At 47.3% G+C, this 13743-nt stretch carries 12 protein-coding genes; 10 read left to right on the plus strand and 2 right to left on the minus strand.

Annotated features, from left to right (window positions below):
- Window positions 1–18: 18 nt before the first annotated feature.
- The 6 genes from ACKTT9_RS08910 to ACKTT9_RS08935 all read left to right on the plus strand — a co-directional run bounded on the left by ACKTT9_RS08910 (window position 19) and on the right by ACKTT9_RS08935 (window position 8424).
- Window positions 19–2925, plus strand: coding sequence for an FtsX-like permease family protein (locus ACKTT9_RS08910; protein ID WP_407871269.1), 2907 nt, complete (start codon window positions 19–21; stop codon window positions 2923–2925).
- A gap of 2 nt (window positions 2926–2927) precedes the next feature.
- A complete protein-coding gene (locus tag ACKTT9_RS08915; protein ID WP_407871270.1) occupies window positions 2928–3812 on the plus strand; it encodes an ABC transporter ATP-binding protein in 885 nt (294 codons plus the stop codon).
- Between the two features lie 171 nt (window positions 3813–3983).
- Window positions 3984–5279 carry a homocysteine synthase gene (locus tag ACKTT9_RS08920; RefSeq protein WP_407871271.1) on the plus strand — a complete coding sequence of 432 codons (1296 nt, stop codon included), beginning with the start codon at window positions 3984–3986 and terminating at the stop codon, window positions 5277–5279.
- Between the two features lie 195 nt (window positions 5280–5474).
- The gene (locus ACKTT9_RS08925; protein ID WP_407871272.1) at window positions 5475–6323 is read left to right on the plus strand and encodes a D-alanyl-D-alanine carboxypeptidase family protein; all 849 of its coding nucleotides are present in this window, start codon (window positions 5475–5477) and stop codon (window positions 6321–6323) included.
- 102 nt (window positions 6324–6425) lie between these two features.
- Window positions 6426–7439: a Gfo/Idh/MocA family protein gene (locus ACKTT9_RS08930; protein WP_407871273.1), complete on the plus strand. Its 1014-nt coding sequence runs from the start codon at window positions 6426–6428 to the stop codon at window positions 7437–7439.
- A 34-nt stretch (window positions 7440–7473) separates the two neighbouring features.
- Window positions 7474–8424, plus strand: a complete 951-nt coding sequence (locus tag ACKTT9_RS08935; protein WP_407871275.1) for a helix-turn-helix domain-containing protein — start codon at window positions 7474–7476, stop codon at window positions 8422–8424.
- 352 nt (window positions 8425–8776) lie between these two features.
- On the opposite strand, the gene mtnA is transcribed toward ACKTT9_RS08935, so the two are convergent.
- Both mtnA and mtnK read right to left on the minus strand, forming a co-directional pair.
- Complete coding sequence (gene mtnA / locus ACKTT9_RS08940; RefSeq protein ID WP_407871276.1) at window positions 8777–9853, minus strand: S-methyl-5-thioribose-1-phosphate isomerase; 1077 nt, start codon at window positions 9851–9853, stop codon at window positions 8777–8779.
- Entirely contained in the window at window positions 9850–11076 is a 1227-nt protein-coding gene (gene mtnK, locus ACKTT9_RS08945; RefSeq protein ID WP_407871277.1) for an S-methyl-5-thioribose kinase, read from the minus strand. Before mtnK ends, mtnA begins: the two co-directional genes overlap by 4 nt.
- A gap of 200 nt (window positions 11077–11276) precedes the next feature.
- Here mtnK and ACKTT9_RS08950 point away from each other — a divergent pair, with 200 nt between their 5' ends.
- From ACKTT9_RS08950 to sufC, 4 genes are all read left to right on the plus strand, one after another.
- On the plus strand, window positions 11277–11735 hold the full coding sequence (locus tag ACKTT9_RS08950) for a Dps family protein (protein ID WP_127458389.1): 459 nt from the start codon (window positions 11277–11279) through the stop codon (window positions 11733–11735).
- A 101-nt stretch (window positions 11736–11836) separates the two neighbouring features.
- On the plus strand, window positions 11837–12013 hold the full coding sequence (locus tag ACKTT9_RS08955) for a hypothetical protein (RefSeq protein ID WP_157323045.1): 177 nt from the start codon (window positions 11837–11839) through the stop codon (window positions 12011–12013).
- Window positions 12014–12128: 115 nt separating this feature from the next.
- Window positions 12129–12698: a DUF1802 family protein gene (locus tag ACKTT9_RS08960; protein ID WP_407871278.1), complete on the plus strand. Its 570-nt coding sequence runs from the start codon at window positions 12129–12131 to the stop codon at window positions 12696–12698.
- 165 nt (window positions 12699–12863) lie between these two features.
- Complete coding sequence (gene sufC / locus ACKTT9_RS08965) at window positions 12864–13694, plus strand: Fe-S cluster assembly ATPase SufC (protein WP_167061273.1); 831 nt, start codon at window positions 12864–12866, stop codon at window positions 13692–13694.
- Window positions 13695–13743 lie beyond the last annotated feature (49 nt).

The following is a 13743-nucleotide window of genomic DNA, read 5'->3' on the forward strand; positions in this document are numbered from 1 at the left end:
CAACTTAGGAGGATTGCAATGGCTTTAATTCTGATGATTCTCCGTAAAATGGTTAAAAATCGTTGGCTCGAGCTGAGTTTATTAGTTGGGCTCATTATTTCCGTAGCTCTTGCAAGCTCGATGCCTATTTATACGCACGCCATTTTACAGCGCATGCTGATTAAAGACTTGGAAGTTCTGCAAGCAGACACCACGCAATATCCGGGGCAAGTGTATGACTACGCGTACTTTGTGAGATCTGAGAAGGATCCGGATGAAGATCGTCTTCTCGCGGAAACGGATGCTTTTTTGACGGAAAAAAGTAAGGCATTTGGCGTGCCTGTTCTGCTTTCAACGACTACGCGCAGTACGATGAATTTCAATTTTAAACCTAGTGATCCGAGTAAAGTCGACCCAAGTGTAAAGCGTCTAGGCGAGCTGACAGCGATGTCGTCGTTAGATCAGCATATTCGTCTTGTGGACGGTGTCATGCCTTCCGCAGAGCCTGTGAACGGCGTGTATGAGGCATGGGTGTTCCCTGAACTGCTGACAGAGATGAAAATTGTACTTGGTAATGAATTAACCATCCAAGATGAGGATTTGAAACAAAGTATTCGCATTAAACCCGTAGCGGTCATTGATCGCAGCGATTATGCCGATCCTTATTGGACGAATAATACGTATGACTTGCGTTCAAGATTTTTCATTCCTTTTGGACTATTTGAGAAAGAAATTACGAATAACAAAGCGTTTACTAGCCTGTATTGCTTTTGGAATTACGTACTCGATTATCATCAATTAAAGTTGGAGGGGTTGGGAGCTTATACCGCTGCACATGCACAAATGGAAGGCTACTTAAGCAGTCGGTTCAATTCCTATAAAACGGAGAATCCTTCGCTTCCTACCTTGAAAGTGTACGGTGAGAAAGAGAAGAAACTAAGAATGATGTTATGGTCGCTGAACGTGCCCGTCAGTATTTTGTTAGCCTTTTATTTATTCATGGTGGCCAATTTGATTACGGAGAGGCAAAAAACAGAAATTGCCGTTCTTCGCAGTAGAGGAGCAAGCCGTACACAAATTATATTAGGTTATGTGCTGGAGGGAGCCTTGCTGGGGGGAATTGCTCTTCTGGTAGGACCAGCCATCGGCATGCAGCTGACCAAAATTTTAGGTGCCTCCAATGGGTTCCTGGAGTTCGTACAGCGCTCTGCTATGGAAGTGAAGCTGAATCAGGAAGCTTACCAATACGCTTTGGTCGCTGTGGTGGCATCGGTTTGCATGACGCTCATTCCGGCCGTTATGGCGACGCGCACGACCATTGTCGGGCATAAGCAATCGCTTGCGAGGAAAAATAAGCTTTCTTTTGTTCATAAAATCTTTCTCGATATTATTTTATTAGCGGTATCCATTTATTTATTGCAGAGTTTTAATCGACGGATGTCGGATCTGGTAGCACTTGGGCTGGATTCCATGGATATGAAGGTCGATCCCCTCCTTTTTGTTGTACCGGCTTTATTCATATTTGCAATGGGCTTGTTCCTCCTGCGGATCTATCCGTGGGTGATTCAACTGATCTATACGGTGGGGCGCAAATGGTGGCCGCCTTATCTGTATTCGACCCTCCTTCAGGTAGGCAGGTCTACTACCCAGTACCAATTTATCATGCTGTTTATTGTGATGACATTGGCCACCGGCTTGTTTAGTGCAAGTGCAGCCCGGACGATGAACAAAAACATCGAAGAGAAGATCCGCTATACGAATGGGAGCGATATTGTTTTGCAAACGCCATGGGATAACGACGCCCCACCGCCACAGTCTGGCCCTTCTGGACCTGCGGGTGATGCGAGTTCTCCTGCTAATGAAGTTATCATGAAAAAAAGAGTGCAATATACGGAGCCGCCGTTTCTCCCATTTACCCAACTGACGGGTGTAGAATCTGCTGCTCGTGTTTTTCAGAAGAAAGATGCTTACCTCTCAATCGGCAAAGAAACGAAGCGGACAACGCTGATGGGTATCGATACGGATGAATTCGGCCAAACGGCCTGGCTACGCGATCAATTGTTGGATCATCACTTCTACGATTATTTGAATTTGCTCGCTGGGGATTCCAAAGCTGTGCTTATTTCCAGGTCGATTGCCGAAGAAACAGGAGCTAAAGTTGGCGATACGGTGAATATTGGCTGGGGGGATGTAAGAGGAACCTCATCCATCGTCTATGGAATTATCGACTACTGGCCAAGCTGGAACCCTAATCCGATACTGACAGCTCCGTCGAGTAGTGGGAGCACGTCAGGCACGGCAAAGAAGACGAAAGTGGATGCGCCTAAGCTCGTCGTGGGACATCTCTCCTACTTCCAAAATAATTTGGCTGTGGAGCCGTATGAGGTATGGCTTAAACTAAAACCTGACATGACCAGTCAAGCCTTGTATGAAGCGCTAGAGCTTAAGAATATCAAGATTACCAGCTTGGTTGATACAAAACAGATGTTAGTCCGTTCCAAAAACGATCCCTTTCAACTTGCCGTTAACGGCGTTATGACGCTTGGCTTCTTGATCGCGATTGGCATCAGCTTCATGGGATTCCTTTTATACTGGGTGCTCTCCTTATCCGGTCGAATTCTACAATTTGGCGTACTTCGCGCGATGGGAATTTCTTATGCTCAATTGATCGGAATGCTGGTTGCCGAGCAGCTCTTAACCTCCGGCGCAGCCGTCCTGATTGGGATGGTTACAGGGAATACGGCCAGCCGTTTATTCGTTCCCTTGTTCCAATTAACGTTTGACTCATCGACGCAAGTACCGCCTTTTCAAGTGAGTTTCGATCCCAACGACCAGCTGCATTTATACGTCATTGTTTTAGTGATGATAGGGATTGGACTGCTGCTGCTTGGCGGGATGCTCTCCAGAATTAAGATTCATCAAGCCATTAAGCTTGGGGAGGATTAAGCATGATTCACTGTGAAAATTTGGTTAAAATTTATAAGGCCGCCGATCTTGAAGTTGTCGCTTTGCAAGGGCTTGACCTTCACGTTGAGGAAGGGGAACTGATGGCGATTATCGGGAATAGCGGCAGCGGGAAATCGACGTTGTTGAATATGCTGGGAGGGCTGGATCGGCCCTCAGCAGGCAATCTCCATGTGGATGGGAAGGATTTGTTGAAATTTAAGGAAGCTGATCTGGTCAAGTATAAAAGGGAAACCGTTGGCTTCGTCTGGCAAAATAATGCGAGAAACCTAATTCCTTATTTGACGGCTTTGGAAAATGTGGAGCTGCCCATCCTTCTCCAAGGGCGGCGCAAGCGTCACCGTGCTTTGGATTTGTTGGAAGCAGTAGGTTTAAGCCATCGTAGAAGCAATAAACTTAATGAGCTCTCTGGCGGGGAGCAGCAGCGTGTCGCTATTGCGATTGCGCTAGCGAATCAGCCCAGGCTCCTGTTGGCGGATGAACCCACGGGATCTGTCGATACGAAAATGGCGAATCAGATTCTTGATCTATTTCGTGAGCTTAACCGCAGCTTTGGATTAACCGTTGTGATTGTTACGCATGATCCGCTTTTGGCCAAGAAGGTGGACCGGGTGGTTGCCATTCGGGACGGCAAAACGTCCTCGGAGATTCTAAGGCGCAAATCCTATCAAGAGGAATTGCTGGAGCTTGAACAGGGCATCCTGGCTGCCGAAGAGGATTCCCATGTGGAATATGCCGTTGTTGATAAAGCGGGCAGACTGCAAATTCCGGCCAATTTCCTCGACTCGTTTGGAGCTTCACGGACGAATAAGGTGCGCGTTGCTATGGAGGATGGACGCATCGTCCTGTTACCGCCAGACAAGACGTGAAAGGAAGCTGGCAGAAACCTTTTCGTTCAATGAAACAGGTATAGAAAATAATGCCAGTATGGTATATTGACTAGGACTAGATATTTCCATTAGAATGAATACATAGTATTCCAGTAGGAATTATCAAGTTAATATCCACGAATCCATCCACCATCCAAGGAGGCATGTGCAATGTCAGATTCAAAACGCCAGTACTTACCGGAAACACTAGCCATTCATGCAGGTCAAGAGATCGATCCTGCAACCAATTCAAGAGCTGTTCCGATTTATCAAACAACGTCTTACACTTTTAACGATACGGACCACGCCGCTAATTTATTTGCGCTCAAAGAGTTTGGCAATATTTATACGCGAATTATGAATCCAACGACCGATGTTTTTGAAAAGCGGATTGCTGCACTGGAAGGTGCCCCAGCGGCTCTTGCCGTAGCGTCCGGGCAGGCTGCTATTACGTTTGCCATTTTGAACATCGCGGGAGCCGGCGATGAAATCGTATCGGCAGCTTCCTTGTATGGCGGAACTTATAATTTATTTTCAAATACACTAGCTAAGCTAGGAATTAACGTTAAGTTCGTTGACCCAAGCAATCCGGAAAATTTCCGCAGCGCTATTACGGATAAAACAAAAGCAGTTTACGCCGAGTCAATCGGCAATCCCAAAGGAGATATCCTTGATATCGAAGCTGTGGCGGCTATTGCACATGAGAATGGCATTCCATTGATTGTCGATAATACATTCCCAAGTCCTTACCTCCTAAGACCCATCGAGCACGGTGCTGACATTGTCGTTCACTCGGCAACGAAATTTATTGGCGGCCACGGAACGACAATCGGCGGCGTCATTGTTGACAGCGGCAAGTTCGATTGGGTAGCGAGCGGCAAATTCCCGGGCCTGACGAAGCCTGATCCAAGCTATAACGGTGTTGTCTACACAGATGCGGTAGGGCCAATTGCCTATATTATCAAAGCAAGAGTTCAGCTGCTTCGCGACTTGGGTGCCTCACTGTCACCAAACAGCGCGTTCTTGCTCCTGCAAGGACTGGAGACCCTGCATTTGCGTCTGGAACGCCATAGCTCGAATGCCTTGAAAGTGGCTCAATATTTGGAGTCTCATGATGCTGTAGAGTCGGTAAGCTATTCTGGGCTGGAAAGCCATCCTTCCCATCAGCTTGCCCAGAAGTATTTGCCTAAAGGTCAAGGGGCTATCTTGAGCTTTGAGATCAAAGGCGGCATTGATGCGGGTAAGAAGCTGATTCATTCCGTCGAGCTCTTCTCACATTTGGCCAATGTTGGAGATTCCAAATCACTCATTATTCATCCGGCGAGCACGACGCACGCTCAATTGAATGAACAGGAACAAATTTCCGCAGGCGTGACTCCTGGACTTATACGTTTATCCATTGGAACGGAAGCTATAGAAGATATCATCTATGATCTAGAGCAGGCAATTGCCGCAAGTCAAGCTTAGGCAAACGCTGCGAAACAGAAGAAACTTGTAACCAACAACCGTTAGGCATAAAATATGAGAAGGCTGCGATTTAGGCGCAAAACCTAGATGGCAGTCTTTTTTACGTTGAAATTCGACTTCATGCAACTTTTACTGGAGATGAGAAGTCTATTTCATGTGTAAGTTTTTCAATTTCGAGGAGGCATTCACCTGAGCATGAACAAAATGACAACATACTCGCTTGCCCTACTAGTGGTGTTATCCATACTAGCGGGATGCGGCAAAGAGGAAGCTGTACCAAGCACGAGCCCAACTGCCAGCGCGACGACAACGGCTACACCAAATACGGCGACTTCCACAACATCGCCTGTGACAACGGCGACAGCTTCGCCGCAAACAAGTACTAAGCCGGTTCAGAGTCCTTCGGCTTCTCCGAAGACATCCAGCACACCTTCCAAAAGCGATGGACTTCAAGTCATTGCCAAACCGGAAAGCGTAACGGTCCTTGTGAATAAACAATTTTCACTTCCTTCAAGCTATGAGCCGACGGATTTGGTCTATCCGGATATCCCTTTTACATTCGCGGAGAAGATTGAAAAACGCAAAATGCGCAGCGTCGCAGCGGAAGCGATTGAAAAGCTGGTTGCAGGCGCGAAAAAGGATGGCATTAACATAGCCGGTGTCTCGGCTTATCGGTCCTATGCCACGCAGAAGTCGCTATTCCAACGTTACGTTCAGAAGGATGGCGAGGAGAAAGCGAAGATGTACAGCGCCGTGCCGGGAACCAGTGAGCATGAAACGGGGCTTGCTATCGATGTCTCCGGCAGTGATGGGAAATGTGCCGCGGAAGACTGCTTTGGTGGGACCAAAGAAGCGAATTGGCTGGAGAAGCATGTTCAGGAGTACGGATTTGTGATCCGCTATCCTAAGGGAAAAGAGAAAATTACCGGATACCAATACGAGCCATGGCACATTCGGTATGTAGGTGTTGATACGGCCAAGGATATGGTTGCCAAAAAGATGACGATGGAAGAGTACTACAATGCAGTGCCTGTAAGCAAGTAAAGTGATGTCGTTATTTTGCACCCTTGTCTGTCGCTAATTCGAAATTTATCAAGCTGCTTAGGCATGTTAAAATGAAGCCAAGTCACTTATTTGGAGGTTAACATGATTAAAGTAGCAATGTTAAGTTTTTGGCACGTGCATGCAAGGGACTATGCAAAACAGGTTACTGAGCACAAAGATACCGAGATTGTAGCGGTGTGGGATGAAATTCCTGAGCGCGGACAAGCAGAAGCGTCGCAGCGTGGTGTTGCCTTTTATACGGATCTTGCTGAGTTACTGGCAAATAAGGATATTGACGGCGTCGTTGTAGACACACCGACAAACATGCACCGTGATGTGATGGTTGCCGCTGCCAAGGCGGGTAAACATATTTTTACGGAGAAAGTTATTGCTCCTACGTTACATGAAGTGAATGAAATTTTGGACGCGGTGAATGAAGCCGGTGTAACTTTGACTGTTTCATTGCCGCGTTTGAATCCAACGTATACATTAGCGGTTCAAGAGATTATTGAGAAGGAACTGCTGGGCCAGATTACTTTGGTGCGCACTCGTCTATCCCACAATGGCGGTATTTCGACAGATGTGAATCCGAAAGGCTGGTTGCCTGAGCATTTCTATAATGCTGAACAATGCGGCGGCGGCGCACTAATCGATCTTGGCTGTCATCCGATGTATTTAACTCGCCTATTCTTGGGTCTTCCTGAATCTGTAAGCGCTTCTTATGGCTACGTGACAGGCAGAGAAGTTGAAGATAATGCTGTAGCTACGCTTCAATATGCGAATGGCGCTCTAGGCATCGTAGAAGCTGGTTTTGTGAATGCTCATTCACCATTCGTGATTGAAGTTCATGGTACGGAAGGCAGCGTGCTGTACTCCGATCATGACGGAAGAGTTCTAGTGCGCACAAGAAAAAATGCTGACGCTGGCTGGACAGCCTATGAGAATGGGCCGAAAGAGAGACCGTCTGCTTTTGATCAATGGGTAGCTCACATTCAAAACGGAACAAAAGCTACTGAAAATATTCAATTGGCTGTGGACTTAACGAAGCTGATGGAGGCTTCCAACCGCTCCGCCGGGTCCAAACAACAAGTACGTATTGATTCTCTAGCTCAGTAATACATCATCTGCACAGAATGGATGGAGGTTCAGCATGAGTCAGCCCTTTTACTTCGAACCGATGCTTGAAAATCCAACGGCTCTTGATCGTTTGGACTTACGATTTCGGTGGGGTTCTTACGGAATCCGTGTGCTTCGCTGTCATCTGACCTCCTTTCCGGCTGGAACGGTAATCGATTTCCATCATCATTCCGAATTCGAGTTTCATTACATCCCTAGCGGAAAAGGCAAAGTCATCCTGGATGGGGTTACTCATCCTTTGCAAGAAGGGATGCTGTATGTCACAGCTCCAGGCGTTTTGCACCGCCAAGAGGCGGATGAACACGAGAAGATGGATGAGCTGTGTTTGCATGTTGATTTTGTGAGGCTGGAAGGGTCGCCGCTGGACGGAGACGCTGGAAGCGAATCGCAGGCTTGGGGTGAAGCGTGGGAGATTGCAGAGGCAGATGCATGCATCAAGCAGCTAGGCGAGCTTCCGCATCTTCCTGCCTTTGACCGTCAGGAAGCGATGAAATGCTTTCTGGTCGCCTTTGAAGCTTGGCGGGACAACCAGCTCGGCCAGTATACGATCATCAAGCAATCGATTATCCAGATGCTGCTCAGAACCATCGGCGCCTACAAAGCGGATCATCAAGGTCTCGATTTGCCGGCACGCGATATGAAAAGCTACCGCTACCAGCTGGCCGTACAGTTCATCGAAGACAACTTCCGGCGTCCGTTGACACTTGAAGGCGTTGCCGAGCGGCTGCAAATCTCCTCGCGGCAGCTTCAGCGCATCTTTAAAGAACAAGCGAACATTTCATTCAGTGAATATTTGGAGCAGGTTCGTTTAAAGCACGTGTGCACAGAGCTGTTGCAGACTACGATGACCTTGGAGAAAATCGCGGAGAAGAGCGGCTTTGCTTCCAGCAATTATTTGCATTATGTCTTTAAAAAAGCGCATGGCGTCACGCCAAACCGGTATCGTGAGCGCCTGCATGGATAAGAAAAAGGCTGTTTCTGCCGTTATCTTAGTTGAGTTCAACTAGGATACGGCAGGAGCAGCCTTTTTAGTTGGTAAGTCATTAAAGGGAGCGGACGATGCCAGGGCAGGGCAGGGTCCGAGGTCCAAGATCCGAGGTCTTGCGGCTCGGCGGGGAACTACAGGGCCCTATTTCTGCGAAAACAGCTCTTGACGCGCGGAAGGGGAACTATAGTCCCTTATTTCAACGGATTGGGCTGAAATCACGCTCAAAACGTTGAAATAAGGACCCGTAGTTCCCCAGTAACTTGAAAACGGACCGATTGGGCAGAAATAGCGTCCTCAGGTTCCGCTAATTGTGCAAAAGGCTGCCAGCTTATTCAAAAAGCTTACGCAAGTTCTCCGCATAAGGAGCACGAACGATGCCTTTTTCCGTAATAATCGCCGTTACATACTCGTTCGGTGTGACATCAAAGGCAGGGTTAAACACTTTCACACCTTGCGGTGCCGTACGTTTGCCGAAGCCTTGCGTGATTTCATCCTCATGGCGTTCTTCAATCGGAATGTCCCCACCCGTAGGTGTGTTCAAATCGATCGTGGAGATCGGGCTCGCCACGTAGAACGGAATCCCGTGTGCTTTCGCTAGCACCGCCACGCTGTACGTGCCGATCTTATTGGCTACATCGCCGTTAGCCGCAACGCGGTCGGTTCCGACGATGACCGCCTGGATCCAACCCTTGGACATGACCGCGCCGGCCATGTTGTCACAGATCAGCGTCACGTCGACGCCGGCCTGCTGCAGTTCAAAGGCTGTAAGCCGCGCGCCTTGCAGCACGGGCCGAGTCTCATCCGCGAACACTTTCAGGTTCACGCCTTTTTCCTTAGCCAAGTAAAACGGCGCTAGCGCCGTGCCGTACTTGGCTGTCGCCAAACCGCCGGCGTTGCAGTGCGTCAGCACGCCGAAGCCATCCTCGAACAGCGTCAGCGCGTGTTCGCCGATTTGGCGGTTCGTCTCCTCGTCCTCCGCTTGAATGTTCTGCGCTTCGTCGAGAAGCGCTGCTTTGAAAGCGTCAGGGCTAACGCCGGCCGCTGCCAAAACGCCTGCTTGCGCTCTCATCCGATCGAGCGCCCAGAACAAGTTCACCGCTGTCGGACGAGACGTCGCCAGGTAGTCGGCTTGCTTCTGGACTTCCGCCAGAAGCCCATCAACTGCAGCATCCACGTTACGGATGCCTAAATATACACCATACGCGGCGGCGATTCCGATAGCCGGTGCGCCGCGAACTTTCAAGTGACGAATCGCTTCCCACACCTCAATCGGTGTTTCAAGCGGCAAATACACAATCTCTTCCGGCAGCAAACGTTGATCTAACAGATCAAGCTGCTGTCCATTCCAACGCAAGGATTGCAAGGCACCTTGCGCCTCTACATTTTCTAAGTTCTTGTTAGTCATAGAACAAATCCTCTTTCTACTGCTGATTCTTTGGTGACGATGGCAATGAGCTCATCGATGGAAGTTACTTGACGGTTAGCGCGAATGCAGCTTGTGCCGATCGCTAACGCCAAACGCTGAGCGCGTTCTCTAGCGGCGTTATCCTCAATTTTATCAATATCTGCAACATGCGCAAGTCCTACGATACGGCGGACCATTTTTGCTCCGGTGAAGCCTACTGTGTCCTGAAGCAGGTTTTTAAGGAAATGATCCTGGTAGCCTGGCGTTTGGAAAACACGATCTACACCATGTTCGTTCCACAAGGCGCGGAAATTCGTTTCGAAATGCGTCCATACCTCTTTCACCGTTTTCAACAAATAAGCGCGGAAAGCTTCACGGCTTTCGTGATCTTGACTCCAGCCTTCCTGTCCGGCAAAGTTGAGAATCAGATTCGCGAGCACAGCCCCGATATCGAAGCCCATTGGTCCATAATAAGCGAATTCCGGGTCGATGACTTTTGTGGAATCCGGTTTAATGAAAATACTTCCGGTGTGCAAATCGCCATGAAGCAGCGCTTGCGCGTTCGTCAAAAATTTCTGGCGAAGAATCGCGACTTCCAAGTGAAGCTCGCTGTCCGCCCAAAGCTGCTCTGCTGCATCGCGGATCTGATCTTCAATACTGTTCGTATCGGCATCGCGGTACGGATCGTCGAAAATCAAATCCTCCGTAATTTTGCAAAGCTCCGGATTGATGAAGCGGCCTTGCTGGATTTTCTTTTCCTGTTGATTTTTGCCTAGATCCGATGTGAAGAAAAGGGTGTTTGCCATAAAGCGGCCGATATGCTCGGCGAACAGCGGATATTCGTTCCGTTCAATTAACCCTCTGCGCATAATGATATGATCGCTTAGATCCTCCATGACCGTCAGCGCGAGATCCGCATCATATGCATAAACATGTGGAACAAGATCCGGAACTAATCCTTCTTCAATAATGAGCGCTTCGCTTTCAATACGTGCCCGATCAAGCGTCAACGGCCAGGATTCTCCGACAACTTTTGCATAAGGTAAAGCTTGCTTCAAAATGATGCTTTTTCCTGAAGTCTTTTCTGAGATGCGAAAAACAAGATTTAAGTTGCCGTCGCCGATTTCCTGGCTGGTCAATTCCGATTCCGGCTGGAACAAATCCGGGATTTGACGAGCGTATTCAATCGCTTGAGCTTCACTTAAAGGATGATATGTAGACATGGTTTGCCTCCTAATAAGTCATTGAAATTAATTCCAACTAGTTTACTGTGTATTAATCGTCTTTCCCTAGTATAAGGCAAAAAGGGGCCGCTTGAAATACTCTCTTCGGAAATGTTGCACAAATTACATAAAATAAGGGCAAAGAACGCACAGTAACGTGTACATGCTCTACCGACAACAACAACTAGGAGGCATTTCTTATGGCAACTACGACCTTAACATCAGCTCAATCCATCCAAACCATTCTCAATAAGCAAATTGCCAATTGGGGCTTGCTTTTTGTGAAGCTCCATAACTTCCACTGGTATGTAAAAGGCAATCAATTTTTCACGCTGCACGTCAAATTTGAGGAACTGTACAATGAAGCAGCTCTGCACATTGATGAACTTGCTGAACGTCTTCTTTCGATTGGTGGTCAGCCTGCGGCTACCATGAAAGCCTATATTGAACTGTCCTCCTTGAAAGAAGCGCAAGGAACCGAAACAGCAACCAAAATGGTTGAAGCTGTCATCGAAGATTTCACGATTCTTACCCAAGAGTTAAAAGCCGGTATGCAGGCTTGTGAAGAAGTGCAGGACGAAACGACTTCGGACATGCTGTTAGCCATTCAGACTTCGTTGGAAAAACACCGCTGGATGCTGCAATCTTTCCTTGGATAGGTTTAAATTACCAACCTCTTTACAATTTCTTTAAGCTGAAAAAACATGCGCCTAACGATACTTCGTTATACTGGTACCAAATTCGCTTTCGGAGGATCTTTATGATGATGAAAATCCTGAATGTGCTGCTGGTAATGGCCGCGTGCTTTTTCTTGTTATTCATGGCTTTCGAGGCGGAGTCTCCCGGGAAGAATCAAGACCCAAATCCGATGAAACAGAATCAAACACAGTTTGCCCGTATACAACAATCGTATTACGCCGAAGATGTAAATAAGTAGACTTAGGGATGGCCTGAGAGCCATCCCTTTCTTTTCGTCCTTCAAGGTGTGTTGTTTTGCTTCTCCAAATTCCTTATAATAAATGGATTATTGGGTGAACAAGGAGTTGGCGTCGGTGGAAAAACCAAAAGCCCTGAAAGAATGGGCTTCGGCTATCAAAGCACTGGAAGACGGCACACAAATTTTTATTATGCGCAAAGGGGGTATTGTTGAAGAAACGAGGGATTTTCAAGTCGAATCGAATGATTTTTTTCTTTATCCTACTTACGAGCATCAGAGAAAAGAGTTACTCAAGGAAAATTATCGAAATGTGATTGACGAAACCTTGGCCCTCTGGAGTGCGCAGGATGATCAGGTCACAATCCGTTCGTATGCCCGGATGATCGAGGATATTGAGATTAGTGATGGAGAACTGCTGAATAAGCTGTATCCTTATCACATTTGGACGGAAAATTTCACGGAAGAAAGATTGAAGTGGAAACGAAAAAATCCGCTGCATCTCATGCTTTTAAGAGTGTATAAACTGGCAGAACCTTTACATATTCCAATTGAGGAAGCCTATATCGGCTGTAAATCATGGATTGCGCTTGGGGCCGAAACACCGCCCGAATCCTCGTTAGTACCGGTTTTGAGCGATGAGGATTTTGCTGCACAGGTTGCTGAAATCAAGCAAACTTTGTCGTAAATAAATGGTTGCATTTTCACAGAATGCCCATCTTTTTCAAGCAATTGCCCTTTCTTGATTTGACATAGTAAGTTATAATAGAATTATTCTAATGAGAATCAATGATAATCATTTTATGATTATTGTTTATCTAGAACATTTAAACATTATGGAGGCTTAATGAAAATGGCAAACTCACCAACATTTACAATAGACGGTCTTAGAGCGAACGTCGAAGGAAAGGAAATTTTGAAAGGGCTGAGCCTTGAGATTAAAGGCGGAGAAGTTCATGCGATCATGGGACCGAACGGTACTGGTAAAAGTACGCTTGCATCCGCGCTGATGGGTCACCCGAAATATGAAGTGACAGAGGGTTCCGTTACTTTAGAGGGCGAAGATGTTCTTGAAATGGCTGTTGACGAGAGAGCGCGCGCTGGTTTGTTCCTTGCTATGCAATACCCAAGCGAAATTACAGGCGTAACGAACGCTGACTTCTTGCGCAGTGCAATCAACGTGCGCCGTGGCGAGGGCAACGAGATCTCCCTGATCAAGTTCATCCGCCAAATGGAAGCGAAAATGAAACAGCTTGAAATGAACCCTGAGTTCATGCACCGTTACTTGAACGAAGGTTTCTCCGGCGGTGAGAAAAAACGTAACGAAATCCTGCAAATGCTTTTGCTTGAGCCTAAATTCGTTATTCTTGATGAAATTGACTCCGGTCTGGATATTGATGCTTTGCGTATCGTTGCTGAAGGCGTTAACGCTATGCGCAGTGAAGAACGCGGCTTCTTGATCATTACGCATTACCAACGTTTGCTGAACTATGTTAAACCTGATTTTGTACATGTTATGATGCAAGGTCGCATCGTGAAATCCGGCGGTCCAGAGCTAGCTGAGCGTCTGGAAGCGGAAGGTTACGATTGGATCAAAGAAGAACTCGGCATCGTGGACGAGACAGTTGGCCAAGACGAGGAAGAATTCAAAATCCCTATGAACACGACTGCGCCGAAGTACTAAAGAGAGGAGAGACTTTGATCTTAGGGTCAAAGGTCCTTATATATTAGGA

The sequence above is a fragment of the Paenibacillus sp. P36 genome (genome assembly GCF_045866505.1).
In the GTDB taxonomy this organism is placed as follows: Bacteria; Bacillota; Bacilli; order Paenibacillales; family NBRC-103111; genus Paenibacillus_E; species Paenibacillus_E chondroitinus.

Coding starts and splice junctions, on each gene's coding strand:
- ACKTT9_RS08950 (WP_127458389.1), top strand. CDS start 11,277: ATGGCAACTACGACCTTAACATCAGCTCAATCCATCCAAACCATTCTC.
- ACKTT9_RS08910 (WP_407871269.1), top strand. CDS start 19: ATGGCTTTAATTCTGATGATTCTCCGTAAAATGGTTAAAAATCGTTGG.
- ACKTT9_RS08935 (WP_407871275.1), top strand. CDS start 7,474: ATGAGTCAGCCCTTTTACTTCGAACCGATGCTTGAAAATCCAACGGCT.
- ACKTT9_RS08925 (WP_407871272.1), top strand. CDS start 5,475: ATGAACAAAATGACAACATACTCGCTTGCCCTACTAGTGGTGTTATCC.
- sufC (WP_167061273.1), top strand. CDS start 12,864: ATGGCAAACTCACCAACATTTACAATAGACGGTCTTAGAGCGAACGTC.
- ACKTT9_RS08930 (WP_407871273.1), top strand. CDS start 6,426: ATGATTAAAGTAGCAATGTTAAGTTTTTGGCACGTGCATGCAAGGGAC.
- ACKTT9_RS08915 (WP_407871270.1), top strand. CDS start 2,928: ATGATTCACTGTGAAAATTTGGTTAAAATTTATAAGGCCGCCGATCTT.
- ACKTT9_RS08920 (WP_407871271.1), top strand. CDS start 3,984: ATGTCAGATTCAAAACGCCAGTACTTACCGGAAACACTAGCCATTCAT.
- mtnA (WP_407871276.1), bottom strand. CDS start 9,853: ATGACTAACAAGAACTTAGAAAATGTAGAGGCGCAAGGTGCCTTGCAA.
- mtnK (WP_407871277.1), bottom strand. CDS start 11,076: ATGTCTACATATCATCCTTTAAGTGAAGCTCAAGCGATTGAATACGCT.
- ACKTT9_RS08955 (WP_157323045.1), top strand. CDS start 11,837: ATGATGATGAAAATCCTGAATGTGCTGCTGGTAATGGCCGCGTGCTTT.